Source organism: Cellulomonas cellasea (genome assembly GCF_030372105.1).
GTDB classification, from domain to species: Bacteria; Actinomycetota; Actinomycetes; order Actinomycetales; family Cellulomonadaceae; genus Cellulomonas_A; species Cellulomonas_A cellasea_A.
In genome coordinates this window covers 11435-32061 of the sequence record NZ_JAUDBQ010000006.1, presented here as the reverse complement: position 1 = coordinate 32061, position 20627 = coordinate 11435, and the positions used below count along the sequence as shown (strand labels likewise).

The following is a 20627-nucleotide window of genomic DNA, read 5'->3' as shown; positions in this document are numbered from 1 at the left end:
TCCTCCAGGGTCACGCCGAGCGTACGGGTGCGGCGGCCTGTGCGGGCCCAGGTGACATGGACCTGCTCGGACCGCGAACGAGTCGCGTCACTGAACAGCACCATCCCAGCGTCTCCGGTCACCCAATGCAGGTCGGCTCGACGACGACCACCGGCGCGGGACTCCTCGATCAATGGCCCCCTCAAGGCGGGGGCAGTGCACATGAGTGAAGGATCCTTATCGGCTGAGCCGACCCCCAAAGACCCGCCGCGCTCCGTCGACCGGGCTCAGGAGCGCCCGCCGAGGATCGGCCGGCATTCCTCAATCTGCTTCACGAACTCGCACGGGATGGCTGTCAGTCGGCGAAGATGCCGAGGACCAGCATGAGACCAAATGTCCCGCCTAGGGCGATGCCGACGACAAGATCGGACTTGCTAGGCAGGGATGCATCGCCAGGGCGCTCGTCCTCCGGCTCGCCACGACGTTCCCAGCCGCGGAGTTGGCGTCGCGCGAGCGCGAATCGAAGCGAGAGGGGGAACACGAGACCGGCCAAGGGGAACAACAGGGCTGCCCCGACGGCCAGGGCATTCCCCGCTGCCACCGGACCGATGGCGGGGCGCAGCAGCATCGCCGCGGTGAGCAAACATCCGTAGGCGCCGCCGAACACTCCCAGAAGCGCGTAAGTCAGCATCTCGAGGGCATGGTCACGCCCCCACACCGATGCCTCCGGACCGATGCCGTCGTCGACAACATCGGCGGCGAGCTGGGCGCGTGACCGACCACGAGCATCCCGCCTCTGCACCGCCTTCGTTGCGAAGATGGCCATAACGCAATGCAGGAACCGCCAGACCAGCCGATCGTGCGGGATAGACCTCACTTCTACTCCGGGCACACTAGATGCGCGCGCCATGCCCACAGCAGCCTTTGGGACGAGGGGCTCCGACACCACACCAACTCCGATGCTCGTTAGGCCGATATCGAACCACTCATCGCCGCTCCTCACGCGATTGACTGTCGCCACGACCGAGGGCGGAATCGCAGTCGCCGCACTTCCTAGCACCGCCAGAACCGCAACCGCACCACTGGTCAGCGCGGAGATCGTGTCAAGCGTATCGGGACCCACTCCAGCGAATCCCATGAGAACAGACCCAACGGCCGGAGAATTGGTAGTGGCTGCCAGGTAAGGGTGGCCGATGGGTCGGCGCGCTCCCCTGCGCACCCGAACCGGGATATCACCGAGCAGGGCACAGCAGTGACGGCCTGCAGGAATGGGTAGATGTCGAAGTCCACGCGAGAGATGGCGGCGCCGGCCTGGCGCGGCAGCGCATGCGGGGACGGGTCGCGGGAACCTGCTCACACCTCGAACACGTACCCCATCCCCGGCTGCGTCAGCAGGTGCCGCGGGTGCGACGGGTCCACCTCGAGTTTGCGCCGCAACTGCGCGGCGTAGACCCGCAGGTACCCCGTCTCGTTCGTGTAGGCGGGCCCCCACACCTCGAGCAGCAACTGCTCGCGTGACACGAGCCGCCCACGGTTGCGGACCAGCACCTCGACGAGCGCCCATTCGGTGGGGCTGAGCCGCACCTCGACGCCGGCGCGCAGCACGCGGCGTCGGGCCAGGTCGATGGCCAGTTCCCCTGCCTCGACCACAGCCTCCGCGACGTCGCTGGGGGCGGCGCGGCGCACGGCTGCGCGCAGGCGGGCGAGGAGCTCGTTCATGGCGAAGGGCTTGGTCACGTAGTCGTCGGCGCCGGCATCGAGGGCTTCGACCTTGTCCTCACCGTGCTGCCGGGCGGACAGCACCACGACGGGCACCCGGCTCCAGCCGCGGATGCCGGCCAGCACGTCCAGGCCGCCGATGTCGGGCAGGCCCAGGTCGAGCAGCACGACGTCGGGCCGCCATGACGCGGCGAGGTCCAGGGCGTGCGCGCCGTCGGTGGCGGTGGCGACCTCCCAGCCGTGGGCGCGCAGGTTGATGGCGAGGGCTCGGACCAGGCCGGGCTCGTCGTCCACCACGAGCACCCTCGAAGCGGTCATGCGGCCTCCTCAGCGCGCGGCACGGTCAGCACCATCGTCAGGCCGCCGCCGGGGGTGTCCTCGGCGGTGAGCTCGGCGCCCACCGCGTCGGCCAGGCCTTGGGCCACGGCCAGTCCGAGTCCCAGGCCTCCGGGGGATGTGTCGCCGAGCCGCTGGAAGGGCTCGAACATCCGGTCCTTCTGCTCCTCGGAGAGCCCTGGGCCGCTGTCGATGACGCGTACCTCCACCGAGCGCCGTGTCGATGATCCGGCCACCCGCACCCGTGTCCCGGCGGGCGCGTGCCGGGCGGCGTTGCCGACGACGTTCGCGACCACCCGTTCGAGCAGGCCGGGGTCGGTGCGCACCAGCGGCAGGGTCTCCGGCACGTCCACGTCGAGCCGTGCGGGGTCGACGCCCTCGATGGCGAGTGGCACCACCTCGTCCAGGCTGGTGGGCCGCAGCACCGGCTTCAGGCCGCCCGCTTGCAGCCGGGACAGGTCCAGCAGGTTGTCGATGAGGCGCTCGAGCTGGGAGGTGGCGGTGTCCGCGGCGCCGACGAGCGCGGCGGTGTCGTCCTCGTCGAGGCGCACGTCCGGTGACCTGAGGCCGTCGACGGCGGCGCGGATCGTGGCCAGCGGCGTGCGCAGGTCGTGGGACACGGCGCCGAGCAGCGCGGACCTGGCCACGTCGGCCTGTTGCAGGGCGTGCACCCGGTCGGCCTCGGCGCGCAGCCTGCCGCGTTCGAGCACCGCGCCGGCCTGCGACGCGAAGGCGTCGAGCACGCGCCGGTCGCTGGCGGGCAGCACCCGGCCCCGCAGGGCGAGGACGCGCGCGTCGTCGATGGCCACGACCGTCTGCGCGTCGTCGGGATGCAGTGCCGGACGGGCGCCGTCGGTGGCCAAGGCCCGCCACGCCCCCCGTTCACCCCCACGCGGCTCACCCCCACGCGGCTCTCCACCGCGCTCGCCGCCGCGGCCCGGCTCCCGTTCGAGCAGCGCCACCGATTCCAGGGTGAATGTCTCCCGCAGCCGCCCGACGAGCGCCTGCGCGGAGTCCTGCCCCGACAGCACGGACCGGGACACTGCCGCGAGCGCCGACGCCTCGGCGCGCGCCCGGAACGCCTGCCCTGTGCGCCGCGCCGCGAGGTCGACCACGGAGGCAACCGCTGCGGCGACCAGCACGAAGACCGCGAGCGCGAGCGCGTTCTCGGGGGCGTCGACGGTGAGGCGGCCGGTGGGCGCGGTGAAGAAGTAGTTGAGCGCGAAGAACCCGGCCACGGCGCTGAACACCGCAGGCCACAGCCCTCCGATCAGCGCCACCCCGACGGTCAGCGCGAGGAAGAGCACCAGCTCGGTGGGCAGTCCGAGCCGTCCGTCCATCGGGCGCAGCAGCAGGGTCATCCCGGCGGTGCCGAGCACGGCGAGCAGCCAGGCGCTGACGGTGCGGCGCCGGGACAGCAGGGAGCCGTGCGGCCGCGCCCCGCGCCGCCCCGCCCGGGCCTTCTCATGCGTCATGAGGTGCACGTCGATGTTCTCTGCGAGGCGCGCGATCTCCACGCCGTTGCTCTCCGAGAGGGCCTCGCGCCATCGGCTGCGCCGTGAGACCCCGACGACGATCATCGTGGCGTTGACCCCGCGCGCGAAGTCGATCACTGCTGTGGCGACGTCCTCCCCCACGACGGTGTGGAAGGCGCCGCCGAGCTGCTCGACGAGCTCGCGCTGCGCGGCGATGACGCCGGGCGCGGCGCCGGGCAGGCCGTCGGTGGGCAGGACGTGCACGGCGAGCAGCTCCGAGCCCGCCGAGCGCTGCGTGATGCGGGCGCCGCGGCGGATGAGCGTCTCGCCCTCGGGGCCGCCGGTGACGGCCACCACGATCCGCTCGCGGGCGGGCCATGGCTCCTCGATGCTGTGGTCGCGGCGGTAGGCCGTCAGCGCGTCGTCGACCCGGTCGGCGAGCCACAGCAACGCCAGCTCGCGCAGCGCGGTGAGGTTGCCGACCCGGAAGTAGGAGGACAGCGACGCGTCGATCTGCTCGGCCCGGTACACGTTGCCGTGCGCGAGGCGGCGGCGCAGGGCCTGCGGCGAGAGGTCCACGAGCTGCACCTGGTCGGCGTCGCGCACCACGTGGTCGGGCACTGTCTCGCGCTGCCGCACCCCGGTGATGGCCTCGACCACGTCGTTGAGCGACTCCAGGTGCTGGACGTTCACCGTGGTCACCACGTCGATCCCGGCGTCGAGCAGGTCGTGCACGTCCTGCCAGCGTTTGGCGTGCTCGACGCCTGGCACGTTGGTGTGCGCGAGCTCGTCGACGAGCGCCACCTGCGGCGCGCGCTTCAGCACCGCGTCGACGTCGAGCTCGCCGAACTCCTGGTCGCGGTACGCGACGGTGCGCCGCGGCACGACCTCCAGGCCGTCGAGGAGCGCCGCCGTCGCCGCGCGCCCGTGCGTCTCGACGAGTCCCACCACCACGTCGGTGCCGCGCGACTGGCGGCGGTGCGCCTCGTCGAGCATCGCGTAGGTCTTCCCGACGCCGGGGGCCGCGCCGAGGTACACCGTCAGGCGGCCGCCTCGGCCAGGGTTGCCCGCATGCGCGCTGGGGCTGCCCGCATGCGCGCTGGTGCTGCCCGCATGCTCGCCGAGGCCGGCCGGTGACGTGGCGTCACCGGCCGGCTGCGGCGCGTCGGGCGCGGGTGTTCTCACGACCCCATTGTGGTCAGCGCGAGGTTCAGCTCGAGCACGTTGACCCGCGGCTCGCCGAGCACGCCCAGGCCACGGCCCTGCGTGGTCTCGTCCACGAGCGCCGTGACCTCCGCGGCGGACAGCCCACGGGCCCGCGCCACGCGGTCGGCCTGCTGGTGCGCGTACTCCGGCGAGATGTCGGGGTCGAGCCCCGAGCCTGAGGCGGTGAGCGCGTCCGGCGCCACCGACGCGGGGTCGACGCCGTCCATCGCGGCTGCCTCGGCCCGGCGCTCGCGCACGGTGGCGAGCAGGTCCGGGTTCGTCGGGCCGAGGTTCGACCCGCCCGAGGCGAGCGTGTCGTAGCCCCCGGCCGACGGGCGCGGGTGGAACCACTCGTCGCCCTCGAACTGCTGGCCGACCAGCAGGGAGCCGACCGCCTCGTCGGGAGAGGTGACGTGGGCGCCGTCGGCGCTCACGAGGGAGCCATTCGCCTGCCACGGGAACGCTGCCTGCGCGATGCCCGCCACGGCCAGCGGGTACGCGAAGCCGAGCACGGCGGTGAGGACCAGCAGGACGCGCAGCCCGGCCCAGGTCTGCCGGGTCAGCGCCACGAGCGTGGCGCCGGCCGAGCGGGTGGTGCGCGGACGGGGGTGCGGCGCGACGGGCGTCGCGGTGCGGGGGGTGGTCATGTCAGCCGATCCCGGGGATGAGGGAGACGATCAGGTCGATGAGCTTGATGCCGGCGAACGGCGCGATGAGGCCGCCGACGCCGTAGACGAGCAGGTTGCGGCGCAGCATCACGGCGGCGCTCGCCGGGCGGTACCGCACGCCCCGCAGCGCGAGCGGGATGAGCGCCACGATCACCAGCGCGTTGAAGATGACCGCGGAGAGGATCGCCGACTCGGGGCTCGACAGGCCCATCACGTTGAGCACCCCGAGCTGCGGGAAGGCCACCAGGAACATCGCCGGCAGGATCGCGAAGTACTTCGCGACGTCGTTGGCGATCGAGAACGTGGTCAGCGCCCCGCGCGTGATGAGCAGCTGCTTGCCGATCTGCACGATCTCGATGAGCTTGGTCGGGTTCGAGTCGAGGTCGACCATGTTCCCGGCCTCCTTCGCCGCGCTCGTGCCGGTGTTCATCGCCACCCCGACATCGGCCTGCGCGAGCGCCGGGGCGTCGTTGGTGCCGTCCCCCGCCATCGCGACCAGTCGGCCGCCTGCCTGCTCGCGCCGGATGAGCGCGAGCTTGTCCTCGGGGGTGGCCTCGGCGAGCACGTCGTCGACACCGGCCTCGAGCGCGATCGCGCGGGCCGTCACGGCGTTGTCGCCCGTGACCATGACGGTGCGGATGCCCATCGCGCGCAGCTCGTCGAACCGCTCGCGCAGGCCGTGCTTGACCACGTCCTTGAGGTGGATGACCCCGAGCACGCGGGCCGGGCCGTCGCCGATCTGCTCCGCCACCACGAGCGGAGTGCCGCCGGAGGAGCTGATCGCGTCGACGACCTGCCCGTTCTGCGCCCCGATGCTGCCGCCGGTGGACCGCACCCAGGCCGCGACCGCGGCGGCGGCGCCCTTGCGGATGCGCCGCGCCTGGCCGTCGGCGGCATCGCCAGAACCGCCCGGCAGGTCCAGCCCGCTCATGCGGGTGCGGGCCGTGAACGGCACGAGCTCGGCGCCCACCAGCTCGCCGTCCTCCCGGGCGCGCAAGCCCAGCTGCTCCTTGACCAGCACCAGCACGCTGCGACCCTCGGGCGTCTCATCGGCCATCGAGGAGAGCTGCGCGGCGTCGGCCAGCTCGGCGAGGGTGACGCCCTCGGCGGGCAGCAGCTCGGAGGCCTGGCGGTTGCCGAGCGTGATGGTGCCCGTCTTGTCGAGCAGCAGCACGTCCACGTCCCCCGCGGCCTCCACCGCGCGGCCCGACATGGCCAGCACGTTGCGCTGCACCAGGCGGTCCATGCCCGCGATGCCGATGGCGGAGAGCAGCGCGCCGATCGTCGTCGGGATGAGGCACACCAGCAGCGCCACCAGCACGATGAGCGACTGCCGGGCGCCCGAGTACACGGCGAAGGGCTGCAGGGTGGCCACCGCCAGCACGAAGATGATGGTCAGCGACGTGAGCAGCACGTTGAGCGCGACCTCGTTGGGCGTGCGCTGGCGCTCGCTGCCCTCGACGAGGGCGATCATCTTGTCCACGAACGTCTGCCCGGCGGGCGCCGTGATGCGGACGACGATGCGGTCGGAGAGCACCACGGTGCCGCCTGTGACTGCCGAGCGGTCGCCGCCGGACTCCCGGATCACCGGGGCCGACTCGCCGGTGATGGCCGACTCGTCGACGCTCGCGATGCCCTCGACCACGTCGCCGTCGCCGGGGATGACCTCCCCCGCGACGACCACGACCACATCCCCGACGGCGAGCGTGGAGGACGGCACGGGCGCGGTCGGCAGGTCGGACAGCGCCACACCGCCCACGGCGTCCTGCGGCGCCAGCACTCGTCGGGCCGTGGTCTGCGCCTGCGTGGCCCGCAGGCTCGCGGCCTGCGCCTTGCCCCGGCTCTCCGCGACCGCCTCGGCGAGGGTCGCGAACACGACCGTGAACCACAGCCAGATCGTCACCGAGACTGCGAAGACGCCCGGGTCGAGCACGGTGAGCACTGTCGACGCGACGGCCCCGATCTCGACGACGAACAGCACCGGCGCGTGGGAGAGCTCACGCGGGTCGAGTTTGCGCAGAGCCACGGGGAGCGCCGCGAGGAGTTGCCGCCCGCTCAGCGCGCGCCGGTTGCCCCTGGGGCGGGGCGCGCCGTGGGGCTCCATAGGTCCAGGGTCGACCGAGGCCCCTGCGGGGGCCACCAGGGTCGGGTGCATGACGGTGTCCTTCATGAGAGGGACTCGGCGATCGGGCCGAGGGACAGGACGGGGATGAAGGTCAGGCCGACGACGACGAGCGTCACCGCGACCAGGAGGCCCACGAACAGCGGGCGGTGCGTCGGGAGGGTGCCCGAGCCGGCGGGGACCGTGTGCTGGCTCGCGAACCGGCCCGCGAGGGCCAGCACGAGCGCGATGGGCACGAAGCGCCCGAGGAGCATCGCCAAGCCGAGGAGCGTGTTGTAGAAGGGCGTCGAGACGGTCAGGCCCGCGAACGCGCTGCCGTTGTTGTTCCCGGCGGAGGTGAACGCGTACAGCACCTCGGACAGGCCGTGCGGCCCGGCCTCCTGCATCCCGGCCTGCCCCGCTGTCGTCGCGATGGCCACGGCGGTGCCGAGCAGCACCACGGCGGGCACCGCGAGCACGTAGAGCGCGACGAGCGTGATCTCCTGGCGGCCGATCTTCTTGCCCAGGTACTCGGGCGTGCGCCCGACCATGAGCCCCGCGACGAAGACCGCGACGATCGCCAGCACGAGCATCCCGTAGAGGCCCGAGCCGACGCCGCCGGGGGCGACCTCGCCGAGCATCATCGTGAAGATCGTGACGCCGCCGCCCGGCGCCGTCAGCGAGTCGTGCATCGCGTTGACGGCGCCCGTGGACGTCCCCGTTGTGGAGGCCGCGAACAGCGCGCTGCCCGCGGCGCCGAACCGGGTCTCCTTGCCCTCCGACGCGGCGCCCACGAGCTGCGGCGCCGCCCCCGGCGCCGCCATCTCGGCCCAGGTCAGCAGCCCCACGGCGGCGACCCACAGCGTGGCCATCGCCCCGAGGACCGCGTGGCCCTGCCGCTTGTCGCCCATCATGAGGCCGAAGGTGCGCGGCAGCGCGGACGGGATGAGCAGGATCAGGAAGACCTGGAGCAGGTTGCTGACCGGCGTCGGGTTCTCCAGGGGGTGCGCGGAGTTCGCGTTGAAGAACCCGCCGCCGTTGGTGCCGAGCAGCTTGATCGACTCCTGCGAGGCGACCGGCCCCCCGAGCACGCTCTGCGCGCCGCCCGCGAGGGTGGTGACCTCCGTGGGGCCGGCGAAGTTCTGGATGACGCCCGTCACGACGAGCAGCACCGCGCCGACCGCCGCGATCGGCAGCAGGATGCGCACTGTCGACCGGACCAGGTCGGACCAGAAGTTGCCGACCCGACCCTCGGCGCCCGAGCGCGCGAAACCGCGGATCAGGGCCACGACCACGGCGATGCCGACGGCCGCCGAGAGGAAGTTCTGCACCGCGAGGCCCGCCATCTGCAGCAGGTAGCCGGCGGCCTGCTCGCCCGAGTACCACTGCCAGTTCGTGTTCGTCACGAACGAGACGGCGGTGTTCCAGGCGCCAGCGGGGTCCATCGGCGACATGCCCAGCGACATCGGCAGGTGGTTCTGCAGGCGCGCGAGGCCGAACAGCAGCAGCACCGACGCCAGCGAGAACCCCAGCAGCGAGAGCAGGTACGCGCTCCAGCGCTGATCGGCGTCGGGGTCCACGCGCATCAGCCGGTAGCCGGCCCGCTCGACGCCCAGGTGCCGGGGCGAGGTGAAGACCCGCGCCATGTACGCGCCGAGCGGCGCGTGCACCGCGGCGAGCAGTGCGACCAGCAGCGCGATCTGGCCGACGGCGGCCCACGTCGCGCTCATCGGGTCGAGTCCGGGCGGACCAGGGCGACGAACAGGTAGACGAGCACCGCGGCCGTGACCACCAGGGCGGCCCAGTCGGCCCCGGTCACGGGTGGTCCAGCGTGCGTGCGACGAGCGCCACGGCGGCGACGAACGCCACCGTGAGCGCGAGGAAGGCCAGGTCGGCCATGAGGGGCGCCTTCGGGGAGTCGGGCGGTCCGCGTGACGCGGCGGACCGGTGCGCACCCGCGCACACCCCCTGTCCTACGCCCGCCACGGGCGCCCGCAACCCGGCGTTGACGACTCCTTAGCGCCCCCCGCAGCCGCCTTGACGCATCCCTGACGGGCTGGGCGCCCCGACGACGAACGCCCGCACCGGCCCCGGGAGATCGGGGCGGTGCGGGCGCTCAGTCTGATGCGACCGGCTCAGCGGTCGACTCGGGCGTTCCCGCCGCCGGCGAGCTTGAGGACCTCGGCCTTGGTGACCATCGTCGTGTCGCCGGGGGTGGTCATCGCCAGTGCGCCGTGCGCGGCGCCGTACTCGACGGCGGTCTGCAGCGGCTGGCCGTCCAGGAGCCCGTAGATGAGGCCGGAGGCGAAGGAGTCCCCGCCGCCGACGCGGTCCATGATCTCCAGGCGTTCGCGGTGCGTGGACTGCACGACGCCGGTCTCCCGCGACCAGGCCAGGGCGCCCCAGTCGTTGATCGACGCGGAGTGCACGGTGCGCATCGTGGTGCCGATGACCTGGAAGTTCGGGAACGCGGCGGCGGCCGTCTCGATCATCGCGGCGAACTTGTCGACCTCGAGCGCGGAGAGGTTGTCGTCGACGCCCTCGACCTCGAAGCCGAGCGAGGCGGTGAAGTCCTCCTCGTTGCCGATCATCACGTCGATGAACGGGGCGATGGCCCGGTTGACCTCCTGCGCCTTGGCCTGGCCGCCGATGGAGCGCCACAGGCTGGGCCGGTAGTTGAGGTCGTAGGACACGATCGTGCCGTGCTTCTTGGCGATCTGCACCGCCTCGATGACGGTCTCGGCGGCGGACTCCGAGAGGGCCGCGAAGATGCCGCCGGTGTGCAGCCACCGCACGCCGAGGTCGCCGAACAGGTGCTCCCAGTCGATGTCGCCGGGCTTGAGCTGCGACGCGGCGGTGTGGCCGCGGTCGCTGACGCCCACGGCGCCGCGGACCCCGAATCCGCGCTCGGTGAAGTTCAGGCCGTTGCGGACCTCGCGGCCGATGCCGTCGTAGGGGACCCACTTGACGAACTGGGTGTCGACCCCGCCCTGGAGCATGAAGTCCTCGACGAGGCGCCCGACCTCGTTGTCCGCGAGCGCCGTGACGATCGCGCCGCGCAGCCCGAACGCCCGGCGCAGTCCGCGGGTCACGTTGTACTCGCCGCCGCCCTCCCAGGCCCGGAAGGAGCGCGCGGTGCGGACCCGGCCCTCGCCCGGGTCGAGTCGCAGCATCACCTCGCCCAGGGACACCGCGTCATAACGGCACTCGGAGGCGGGACGGATGGCGAGCTGAGACATGGGTCAGTCCTTCGTGGTGCGGGAGGGGTCAGCGGGTGAGGGCGACGGCGTCGGCGGTGAGCTGCGTGATGCCGGCGAAGTCGCCTGCGGCGACGCGGTCGCGGGGGACCATCCAGGAGCCTCCGACGGCGGCCACGGACGGGATGCTCAGGTAGTCCTGCAGGTTCTTGGGGCCGATGCCGCCGGTGGGCACGAACGTGACCTGGCCGAACGGCGCGGCGAGCGCGGCGATGGCGGGGGCGCCGCCGGAGGTGCCGGCCGGGAAGAACTTCACGGTGGTGAGGCCGAGCTCGAGGGCGGCCTGGATCTCCGTCGCGGTGACCGCGCCGGGCAGGGCGAGCACGCCGAGCTCCTGGCAGCGCTCGACGACCGCGCGGCTGAGGCCGGGCGAGACGACGTAGGACGCGCCGGCGGCGACGGCCTGGTCGACCTGGGCGACGGTCAGCACGGTGCCGGCGCCGACGAGGATGTCGCCGCGGTCGGCCATCGCGCGGATGGAGTCGGCGGCCGCGGCGGTGCGGAACGTGACCTCGGCGACGGGCAGCCCGCCGGCGACGAGGGCGCCGGCGAGGGCGTCGGCATGGGCGGCGTCATCGAGCACGACGACGGGGACGAGACGTGCGTCGCTCAGGGCGGCGAGGGTATCCACGGTGATCCATTTCGCTAGGCGCAACGCCTATCGCGCTGCGTGAAACATGGTCTCACAGCGAACAGCGGTCCTCAAGCACCGCCGCAGGTCAGCGCACCTTCCGCATCTCCAGCGCGAGGGAGAGCGTCAGCCGCGTGCGCGGATCGTGCAGGTCCGCCCCGGTCAGGTCCGCGATCCGGGCGATCCGGTGCTTCATCGTGTTGTAGTGGATGTACAGGCGCCGGGCGGCCTCGGCCCCGTTCCCCACCCCCAAGAACTCCTCGAGCGTGCGGCACAGGTCCCCGCTGTGCTCGGCGTCATGCCGCAGCAACGGCCCGATCGCGTCGTCCACGAACTTGTCGAGCGCGGCCCGCGGCACCGACAGCAGCAACCGCTCCACCGCCAGGTCCTCATGCCACACCACCTCGCGCGACGCGCCCTCGGCGATCCGCAGCGACTCGCGCGCCCCCGCGTGGCTGTCCGCCAGGGCTCCCGGCTCGCGGGCGATCGGGCCCACCGCCACCACCACCGGGCACTGCGCGACCTCCGCGAGCTCGCGGCGCCACCGGTCGGCGGGGTCGTCGAGCACCCCCTCGCGGATCGCGGACCGGTCCAGCGCCGCCTGCGGCACGATCGCGACCACCTCGCGGCCGCGCGACCAGACCAGCGCCTCGGAGCCGAGCACCCGTGTGGTGACGGCGGCGACCTGCCCGTCGGCGAGCTCGGCCGCGCAGCGGGCCAGCAGCACGGCGTGCGGCGTGGTGAAGTCCCACCCGAACAGCCGTGAGCGCTGCCGCACGAACATCTCGTCCAGGTGCGGGCCGCTCACCAACTCCTCGAGGAACAGCCCGCGAAGCCGGCGGTCGAGCTCGATGCCCGCGATCGCCTGCGCGATGTGCATCCCGGCGGCGAAGCACGACTGCCGGATGAGGCGGCGCTGCCCGAGACTCGGCTCGTCCCGCCCGCCCACCAGGATCCGGCCGCGGCGCGTCCCCGCCACGGTGATCGCGAACTCCCACGGCTCCCCCGCGTCGACGCCCGGCTCCACAGCGCCGCTGCCCAGCACCACCGCATCCTCGTCGACGATCCGCACATCGCGGTCGAGGGCGCCGGCGAGCGTGCGCGCGATCTCCTCGAGGCCGCCGCCCGCGAGCGCGACACCGGTGAGCCGCTCGCGGATCACCTCGGCGCCACCGGGCTCGGCGCCGTACTCGGCCAGCACCACCGCGAGCACCGCGCCGATCACCTCGTTGAACGAGGTGGTGTCGGGCATCACCAGCACCGGGAAGCCCAGGCTGTCCGCCACCTCGACGAGGCGCGGCGGGAGCTCCTCGAGGTAGCGCATCGGCTTGATGGCGAGGGCCGCGAGGCCCCGCGCCGCGAGCTCCGGCACCAGCTCGACCAGCCGCTCGGGCCGCTCGCGCACGGGGTAGGCGGTGGTGAGCAGCAGCTCGCCGCGCTTGACGAAGTCCTCGATGTCGGGGACCTCCATGACGTTCACCCCGGACACCACCCGGTCGAGCCCACTAGCACCACCCAGGACGTACGTCCCGCGCAACGCGCCCAGAGTCATGATCTCGCGGACTGTCACCGACGTCACGGCATCTCCCCTCGTCCTTTTCGGACAATCGTAGGGCGGAACTCAGTCCGATGCGGACGCAGCCAATACAGGCGCGGCTTCGTACATTCATGAGCATGACAACGATGTTCAAGGGCCAGCCTGGAGCGGTGCGCCACGTGCGCGTGCCACTCGGCCCTGAGCCGTGGCGCGAGGCGGAGTCATTCCGCCTCGTCCATGTCGGACAATCTGCAGTCATCCTCGCCCGGCCCACCGAGCGTCGGGGGGACCACCGCTCCGAACTCGTCGCCATCACCTCGCGCCTGCGCGGCCTCGTGCCCGGTGGCGTCTGCCTCCCCGACCACGCCGAATTCGCCGAATTCGCGCACCAGGTCTCCGGAGACGAGCCGGTGCGACCCGCGCAGTCGCCCCGCACCGTGAGCCTCGACGCCTGGCTCGCCGACCCGCCGCAGGTCATCGAGCGCGTCGACCTGCGCCTGCCCCCCACCGCGCTGGACCCGCTCGCGGTGGCGCGCATGGGATCGTCGCTCGCCGCCCAGCCCGTCCAGGCCACCGACCCCGTGATGGACCCGCGCGCCCAGCGCGAGCTCGCCGGACCGCTGGCCCGCGCGGCCCTCGCCGGCGACGATCTGCTCGCCGAGGACCTGCTCGTGCGGCTCATCGGCGCGGGCCCCGGCACCACGCCCGCGGGCGACGACGTGGTCATCGGGGTGCTCGCGACGCTCACCGCGGCCACCGGGCTCCCCCGGGCCCACGGCCTCGACCCGGCCCGGCGGCTCGCCGCGCCGGTGGCGGCGCTCGTCGACCAGACCACCGCGATGTCCCGACACGACCTGCTCGCCGCCATCGACGGCCAGTTCTCCGAGCACGTGCACGTCTTGGTGCGCGCCCTGGCCGACCCGACCCTCGTCGCCGCGGCCATCGCCCACGCCCGCACCTGGGGGGCCAGCTCCGGCATCGACCACGCGAGCGGCGCCACGGCCGCGGCGCGCGCCGTGCTGACCCTCACCTCAGACCAGTTCCCATCCCGCACGATCCACCCCAGGAGGAGCGCATGAGCGCACCCGACACGACAGTGCTGCGCGCCCGCGTGCTGCCCCGCCTCTACCGCGACTCGGTGGCGCTGATGGCGCTCGCCTCGGCCACCGAGAAGCGCGAAGGCGTGCGGCGCGTCGGCGCCGTCATGGCCACGCCCGGCAACCTCGACATCCTCGAGCGCTCGTCGATGCGCCCGGACGACCTGGTCGCCGCCCCGGACGACCTGCTGCTGGTCGTCCGCGCCGACGACGAGGCCATCGCGCAGGAGGCCCTCGACTCCGCGGAGGCCGGGCTGACCGCTGTGGAGCAGTCCACCGGCGAGCGCGCCGAGCAGCTCCCCCAGTCCATCGCGGAGGGCGTCGCTGTCGCCGACGGCGCCACCCTCGCGACCATCTCCACGCCGGGCGCCTACGCCCCCGCCGTCGTCGAGCAGGCGCTGCGCAGCGGGCTGCACGTGTTCTGCTTCTCGGACAACGTCTCGATCGAGGACGAGGTGCGGCTCAAGCGCCTCGCCGTCGACCGCGGCCTGCTGCTGATGGGCCCCGACTGCGGCACCGCGATCCTCGACGGCGTGCCGCTCGGGTTCGCCAACGTGGTGCAGCGCGGCTCGGTGGGCATCGTGGCCGCGTCCGGCACGGGCGCCCAGGAGGTGTCCTGCCTGCTCGACGTCGCGGGCTGTGGCGTGTCCCAGCTCATCGGCGTGGGCGGCCGCGACCTGAGCGCCGAGGTGGACGGCCTGATGACCCACCACGCGCTCGACATGCTCGCCGCCGACGAGGCCACCGAGGTCGTCGTCGTCGTCTCGAAGCCCCCGGCCCCCGCCGTCGCCGAGCGCCTCCTGGCGCGGCTCGCCATCCTCGGCAAGCCGGTGGTCGCATGCCTGCTCGGACTGCCCGACTCCGACGGCCCCGTGGTGGTGCGCGGCACGCTCGAGGGCGGCGCCATCGCCGCCGCGGAGCTCGCCGGCCACCCGCTCGTCATCGAGGCCGCCGCCACCCCCGACCTGGACGTGCCACTGTCGGGCGGCGTGCTCGGCCTGTACACGGGCGGCACGCTCGCGTCCGAGTCGAAGGTCGTGCTGGGCGCCGCCGGCGTCCACGCGGAGATCCTCGACCTGGGCGACGACGAGTTCACCGCCGGCCGCCCGCACCCGATGATCGAGCCCGCCGAGCGCTCGGCGCGGGTCGCCGCCGCCGGCGAGAACCCGCTGGTCGGCCTCGTCCTGGTCGACCTGGTGCTGGGCCACGGCTCCTCCGCCGATCCGGCCGCCCCGCTGGCCGAGGCGGTGCGCTCCGCGCGCGCCGCCGCCGCCAAGGACGGCCGCGAGCTGGTGGTCGTCGGGTCCGTCTGCGGCGCCCCCGACGACCCGCAGGGCATCGACCAGCAGCGCGCCCTGCTGCGCGACGCCGGCGTCCTGCTGCACCCGTCCAACGCGTCCGCGGCCCGCTACGCCGCGGCCCGCGCCACCGTCGCGCCCACCGGCGCGTCCACGAGCTCCCCGAAGGAGGACGCATGATCACCGGCGGTATCCGCGTCGTCAACGCTGGCCTGCCTCTCATCGTCGAGGGGGTGCCCGCCGAGGACGTCGTGCAGCTCGACTGGCGCCCGCCCGCCTTCGGCGACGCCGTCGCGGCGGTCGCCGCGGCCGGGCTTAACGACGACGTCACCCAGGAGGCCAACCGTCGCGCACTGGCCGCGGTGCACGCCGTGCGCCCGCGCCTGGTCGCGATCCGCCCCGCCCGGGAGGTCGTCCCCGGCCTCGACGGCGCGCGGACGCTGCTGCACTCAGGCCCGCCCATCGAGGTCGAGCGCATGTGCGGCCCGATGATCGGCGCGCTGATCGGCGCGAGCCTGTTCGAGGGGTGGGCGTCCACGCCCGACGAGGCCCGCGAGCTGCTGAGCACCGGCCAGATCCAGGTCGACCCGTGCCACCACCACGGCGCCGTCGGCCCGATGGCCGGCGTGGTCTCCCCCTCGATGCCCGTGCTGGTCGTCGAGGACGGCGACCGTCGCGCGTTCGCGACCCTCAACGAGGGTCTGGGCAAGGTGCTGCGCTTCGGCGCCTTCGACTCCGAGGTCATCACCCGCCTGGAGTGGATGCGCGACGTGCTGGGCCCGGTGCTCGACTCGACGCTGCAGGCCTACGGCCCGATCGACGTCACGTCGCTGATCGGCCAGGCGCTGGCGATGGGCGACGAGGGGCACAACCGGAACGTGGCGGCGACCAGCCTGCTCACGCGCCGCCTGGCCCCGACGCTGGCCACCCTGCCGCGCGGCGTCGAGGTGCTGGAGTTCCTGGCCGGCAACGACCACTTCGCGTTGAACATGTCGATGGCGGGCGCGAAGCTCGCGATGGACGCCGCGGTGGGCATCGAGAACTCCACCCTCGTGACGACCATGGCCCGCAACGGCGTCGAGTTCGGCCTGCGGGTCGCGGGCGCCGGCGAGCGCTGGTTCACCGCCCCGGTGGGCCCCGCCGACGGCCTGTTCTTCCCGGGCTTCAGCATCGACGACGCCAACCCCGACCTGGGCGACTCGGCCATCACCGAGACCCTCGGCCTGGGCGGCTTCGCGATGGCGGCCTCCCCCGCGATCGTGCAGTTCGTGGGCGGTACCCCCGACGACGCGCTGGCCACCACCCGGTCGATGCGCCGCATCACGATGGGCCCGCACCCGGCGTACATGCTGCCCCCGCTGAACTTCACGGGGACCCCCAGCGGCATCGACGTGCTGAAGGTCCTCGACACGGGTGTGCTGCCGGTGATCAACACCGGCATCGCGCACCGCGAGGCGGGCGTCGGGCAGATCGGCGCCGGCATCGTCGAGGCGCCCAGCGCCGTGTTCACGCAGGCCGTGCTGGCCCTGCGCGAGCTCAGGGACTCCCGATGAAGGGCTCCGTGCTGGTCGCCATCGGCGGCAACGCGCTCGTCCTCGACGGCGAGCCGGGGTCGGTGCCCCGCCAGCTCGAGCGGGCCGCGCAGTTCGCCGAGCAGGTCGCCGACTTGGTGGCCGACGGCTGGCGGGTGCTGGTGTCGCACGGCAACGGGCCGCAGGTCGGCTTCATCCTGCGGCGCGGCGAGCTGGTGGCCCCGGACGCCGACCATGAGGGCCTGCCCGACCTGCCCCTGTGGCTGGCGGTCGCAGACTCGCAGGGCGGGATCGGGCACATCCTGACGATGGCGCTGGACACCGCCTTGGAGCGCCGCGGGCTCGACCAGCGCGCGGTGGCGGTGCTCACCCACTCCGAGGTGGACCCGCAGGACCCGGCGTTCAGCGCCCCGTCGAAGCCCATCGGCTCCCAGATCACCGGCGAGACGGCCCGCGCGCGGGCCGCCGCCGAGGGCTGGACTGTCGTCGAGACGAGCCCGGGCGCCTTCCGCCGGGTCGTCGCGAGCCCGCCGCCGCTGCGCATCGTCGAGGCCGAGCAGATCCGCGTCCTGGCCCCGCATGCGGTCGTGGTGGCCGCGGGCGGCGGGGGCATCCCGGTGGCGCGCACCGCCGACGGGTGGCGCGGTGTCGACGCGGTGGTGGACAAGGACCGGGCGTCGGCCCTGCTGGCCGCGACGGCTGGCGTCGACACGCTCGTGCTGGTGACGGGCGTGGACCACGTCTACGTCGGCTGGGGCACTCCCGACCAGCGCACGCTCGACCAGGTGGACGCGGCAGAGCTGCGCGCCCACCTGGAGGCCGGCGAGTTCCCCGCCGGGTCCATGGGCCCCAAGGTCGAGTCGGCGTTGCAGTTCGTCCAGGACGGCGGAAAGCGCGCCGTCATCACGTCCCTGCCCCGGCTGCGCGAGGCGCTCGCCGGGCAATCAGGGACGCATGTCATGCTCCGGCAGCCCACGGCCTCTGCGACCGACCTGCCGACAGTCCCCACCCCCCGCCCTGAACAGGAGATCTGATGACCATCACTGTCCCCGCAGAGCCGTTCTCGTTCACGTTCGACCCTCGACAGACCGCGCTGATGTGCATCGACTTCCAGCGCGACTTCGTGGAGGCGGGCGGGTTCGGCGAGTCGCTCGGCAACGACGTCTCGCGGCTGCGCACGACGATCGAGCCGACCCAGCGCGTCCTCGCGGCCTTCCGCGAGCTGGGCACCACGATCATCCACACCCGTGAGGGCCACCGCCCCGACCTGACGGACCTGTTCCCCGCCAAGCGCGACCGCGGCAACCCGACGCTGCGGATCGGCGAGGAGGGCCCCATGGGGCGGCTCCTGGTGCGCGGCTCGCGCGGCCACGACATCATCCCCGAGCTCGCGCCCATCGAGGGCGAGGTCGTGCTCGACAAGCCCGGCAAGGACTCCTTCTATGGCACCGACCTGGAGACGATCCTGCGCGCCCGTGGCATCACGCGCCTGATCGTCACCGGCGTCACCACCGAGGTGTGCGTCCAGTCGACGGTGCGCGCCGCGAACGACCGCGGGTTCGAGTGCCTGGTGCTCTCGGACTGCACGTCGTCGTACTTCCCCGAGTTCCACGAGTCCGCGCTGGCGATGTTCTCGGCGCAGGGCGGCATTGTCGGGTGGGTCGCGGACTCCGCTGCCCTGCTCGGCGCGATCAAGTCCAGCGAGAGTGGAGGAGAGGCATGAGCACCGTCGCTGCTGCCCCGAAGCGTGGCGCCGAGGCGCCCGTCAAGCTCAAGTGGTGGGTCCCGGGTGACTGGAACGGGCTGTTCGGCCTCGGCACGAACGTCCTGCTCAACGTCATCGTCCTGACGGGCCTGTGCCTGGCCGTCGTCAAGATCCCGGCCGAGACCGTGTACGGGCGGGTGCTGCCCGCGCTGGGCATCGCCCTGCCGCTCGGCAACATCTGGTACGCGATCCTCGCGCGCCGCCTCGCCCGCCGCGAGAACCGCACGGACGTCACGGCCCTGCCCTACGGCCCGAGCGTGCCCCACACGTTCATCGTCGTGTTCGTGGTCATGCTGCCCGTGCTGCTGCAGTCCGGCGACGCGATGAAGGCGTGGCGCGCTGGCCTCGCCTGGGCGTTCATCATCGGCTGCATCATCCTGCTCGGCGCCGTCTTCGGGCCGTGGATCCGCAAGATCACGCCCCGCGCGGCTCTGCTGGGCGCCCTGGCCGGTATCTCCATCACGTTCATCGCGATGAGCCCTGCCGCGCAGATCTGGCAGGCGCCGTGGATCGCGTTCATCGCGCTGGCCTTCATCCTCGTGGGCTGGCTGGGCAACCGCCCGATGCCGTTCAACGCCCCCGTGGGCCTGCTGGCCGTGGTCATCGCGACGGCTGTCGCGTGGATCGGCGTCGCCCTGGGCTGGAGCGGGATCCTCGAGCCGAGCGCCGTCTCGGCGTCGATCGCGGACCTCGCGCTGCACCTGCCGTTCCCGACCGGTGACGTGCTCACCGGCCTGCAGGACATCGCCCCGCTGCTCGCCTCCGCCATCCCCCTCGGCATCTACAACTTCACCGAGGGCATGACCAACGTCGAGTCGGCCGCCGCCGCTGGCGACCGCTACTCGGTCCGCCAGGTCCTCACGGCCGACGGCCTGGGCGCCATCGTCGGCTCGTTCCTCGGCTCGCCGTTCCCGCCCGCCGTGTACATCGGCCACCCGGGCTGGAAGCAGGTCGGCGGACGCATCGGCTACTCGCTGGTCACCGGCATCGTGGTCGCGGTGGTCTGCTTCACGGGCCTGATCGGCACGTTCCTCGCGATCTTCCCGATGCAGGCGCTCGTGCCCGTGCTGCTGTACATCGGCCTGGTCATCGGGGCGCAGGCGTTCAACGTGAGCGCCAAGCGGTACGCCCCGGCCATCGTCATCGCGATGCTGCCCAGCATCGCGGAGTGGGCCACCGGCCAGATCGACAACGCGCTGGCCTCGGCCGGCACCACGGCGAACGAGGTCGGCATCGCCACCCTGATCGACAACGGCGTGATCTACGACGGCCTGAAGCTGCTGGGCCAGGGCGCGGTGCTCGTGGGCGTCGTGCTCGGCGCGATCACCTGCTTCATCATCGACCGCAAGATGTACGCCGCGGCCATCACGGCCGGGCTCGGCGCGGTGCTGTCCTTCGTGGGCCTCATCAACGCCTACGAGATCGGCTTCAACGCCTCCCCGTCCGTGACCCTGGGCTACGTGTTCCTGGCCGTCATCCTCGCCGCGTTCGGCTGGAAGGCGCGCAACGAGAAGAACACCGAGCTGGACGACGACATCCTGTTCGTCAACGGCACCCTCATGCGGGGCCTGGAACTGCACCCGAACCTCGCCGGCGCGGAGTTCATCGAGGAGATCGCCACGGCGCCCCTCTACCGGGTGCACACCATCGGCGACGTCCACCCCGGCATGTACAAGGTGGCCGACGACGAGCAGGGCGCGTCCATCACAGGCGAGCTCTACCAGGTGCCCATCGAGGTCCTGCTGAAGGTCATCGAGGGCGAGCCCCCGGGGCTGTACCGCGGCCCGGTGCAGCTGGCCGACGGGCGTGTGGTGCCCGGGATCCTGTACGAGCGCGAGCGCGCCGAGCAGCACCCGGAGATCACGCAGCACGGCGGGTGGCGCGAGTACCTGGCCGCCGCCGCGGCCAGCGCCACGCGCTAGCCAGTCCGCCGCGGGTCCCACCCGCAGGACGACGTCGGGCCCCCGAGGAGCGATCCTCGGGGGCCCGACGTCGTCTGGGCGCGGCCTGCTGTGGGCGCGGCGCG

General features: G+C 73.0%; 17 protein-coding genes. 6 read left to right on the top strand and 11 right to left on the bottom strand.

Annotation, left to right across the window (positions count from 1 at the left end; all coding sequences use genetic code 11):
- Positions 1 to 334: 334 nt before the first annotated feature.
- The 11 genes from QUV83_RS07305 to QUV83_RS07255 form a co-directional block, all read right to left on the bottom strand.
- Positions 335 to 805, bottom strand: a complete 471-nt coding sequence (locus QUV83_RS07305; protein ID WP_289563537.1) for a hypothetical protein — start codon at positions 803 to 805, stop codon at positions 335 to 337.
- A 527-nt stretch (positions 806 to 1332) separates the two neighbouring features.
- The gene (locus tag QUV83_RS07300) at positions 1333 to 2016 is read right to left on the bottom strand and encodes a response regulator (protein ID WP_289563536.1); all 684 of its coding nucleotides are present in this window, start codon (positions 2014 to 2016) and stop codon (positions 1333 to 1335) included.
- On the bottom strand, positions 2013 to 4553 hold the full coding sequence (locus QUV83_RS07295; protein ID WP_289563728.1) for a DUF4118 domain-containing protein: 2541 nt from the start codon (positions 4551 to 4553) through the stop codon (positions 2013 to 2015). Before QUV83_RS07295 ends, QUV83_RS07300 begins: the two co-directional genes overlap by 4 nt.
- A 137-nt stretch (positions 4554 to 4690) precedes the next feature.
- Positions 4691 to 5362, bottom strand: coding sequence for a potassium-transporting ATPase subunit KdpC (kdpC, locus tag QUV83_RS07290; RefSeq protein WP_289563535.1), 672 nt, complete (start codon positions 5360 to 5362; stop codon positions 4691 to 4693).
- A gap of 1 nt (position 5363) precedes the next feature.
- Entirely contained in the window at positions 5364 to 7487 is a 2124-nt protein-coding gene (gene kdpB, locus QUV83_RS07285; RefSeq protein WP_289563534.1) for a potassium-transporting ATPase subunit KdpB, read from the bottom strand.
- A 62-nt stretch (positions 7488 to 7549) separates the two neighbouring features.
- On the bottom strand, positions 7550 to 9214 hold the full coding sequence (kdpA, locus tag QUV83_RS07280; RefSeq protein WP_289563533.1) for a potassium-transporting ATPase subunit KdpA: 1665 nt from the start codon (positions 9212 to 9214) through the stop codon (positions 7550 to 7552).
- Complete coding sequence (locus QUV83_RS07275; protein WP_289563532.1) at positions 9211 to 9303, bottom strand: potassium-transporting ATPase subunit F; 93 nt, start codon at positions 9301 to 9303, stop codon at positions 9211 to 9213. Before QUV83_RS07275 ends, kdpA begins: the two co-directional genes overlap by 4 nt.
- On the bottom strand, positions 9300 to 9449 hold the full coding sequence (locus QUV83_RS07270; RefSeq protein ID WP_289563531.1) for a hypothetical protein: 150 nt from the start codon (positions 9447 to 9449) through the stop codon (positions 9300 to 9302). The genes QUV83_RS07275 and QUV83_RS07270 overlap by 4 nt, the downstream gene beginning before the upstream one ends.
- 170 nt (positions 9450 to 9619) lie before the next feature.
- Positions 9620 to 10723 (bottom strand): sugar kinase, encoded by a 1104-nt coding sequence (locus QUV83_RS07265; protein WP_289563530.1) that lies wholly within the window; start codon positions 10721 to 10723, stop codon positions 9620 to 9622.
- A 28-nt stretch (positions 10724 to 10751) separates the two neighbouring features.
- A complete protein-coding gene (gene eda, locus QUV83_RS07260) occupies positions 10752 to 11378 on the bottom strand; it encodes a bifunctional 4-hydroxy-2-oxoglutarate aldolase/2-dehydro-3-deoxy-phosphogluconate aldolase (RefSeq protein ID WP_234346506.1) in 627 nt (208 codons plus the stop codon).
- 82 nt (positions 11379 to 11460) lie between these two features.
- Positions 11461 to 12951, bottom strand: a complete 1491-nt coding sequence (locus QUV83_RS07255) for a PucR family transcriptional regulator (RefSeq protein WP_289563529.1) — start codon at positions 12949 to 12951, stop codon at positions 11461 to 11463.
- A gap of 95 nt (positions 12952 to 13046) precedes the next feature.
- On the opposite strand from QUV83_RS07255, the gene QUV83_RS07250 reads away from it, so the two are divergent.
- From QUV83_RS07250 to QUV83_RS07225, 6 genes are read left to right on the top strand one after another with little or no spacing between them, the layout of a single operon-like run.
- The gene (locus QUV83_RS07250; protein WP_289563528.1) at positions 13047 to 13988 is read left to right on the top strand and encodes an oxamate carbamoyltransferase subunit AllH family protein; all 942 of its coding nucleotides are present in this window, start codon (positions 13047 to 13049) and stop codon (positions 13986 to 13988) included.
- Complete coding sequence (gene fdrA / locus QUV83_RS07245; RefSeq protein WP_289563527.1) at positions 13985 to 15484, top strand: acyl-CoA synthetase FdrA; 1500 nt, start codon at positions 13985 to 13987, stop codon at positions 15482 to 15484. Before QUV83_RS07250 ends, fdrA begins: the two co-directional genes overlap by 4 nt.
- A complete protein-coding gene (locus QUV83_RS07240) occupies positions 15481 to 16857 on the top strand; it encodes a DUF1116 domain-containing protein (protein ID WP_289563526.1) in 1377 nt (458 codons plus the stop codon). The genes fdrA and QUV83_RS07240 overlap by 4 nt, the downstream gene beginning before the upstream one ends.
- Positions 16854 to 17870: a carbamate kinase gene (locus QUV83_RS07235; RefSeq protein ID WP_289563525.1), complete on the top strand. Its 1017-nt coding sequence runs from the start codon at positions 16854 to 16856 to the stop codon at positions 17868 to 17870. The genes QUV83_RS07240 and QUV83_RS07235 overlap by 4 nt, the downstream gene beginning before the upstream one ends.
- A complete protein-coding gene (locus QUV83_RS07230; RefSeq protein WP_289563524.1) occupies positions 17870 to 18559 on the top strand; it encodes a cysteine hydrolase family protein in 690 nt (229 codons plus the stop codon). Before QUV83_RS07235 ends, QUV83_RS07230 begins: the two co-directional genes overlap by 1 nt.
- Complete coding sequence (locus QUV83_RS07225) at positions 18556 to 20523, top strand: allophanate hydrolase-related protein (protein WP_289563523.1); 1968 nt, start codon at positions 18556 to 18558, stop codon at positions 20521 to 20523. The genes QUV83_RS07230 and QUV83_RS07225 overlap by 4 nt, the downstream gene beginning before the upstream one ends.
- Positions 20524 to 20627 lie beyond the last annotated feature (104 nt).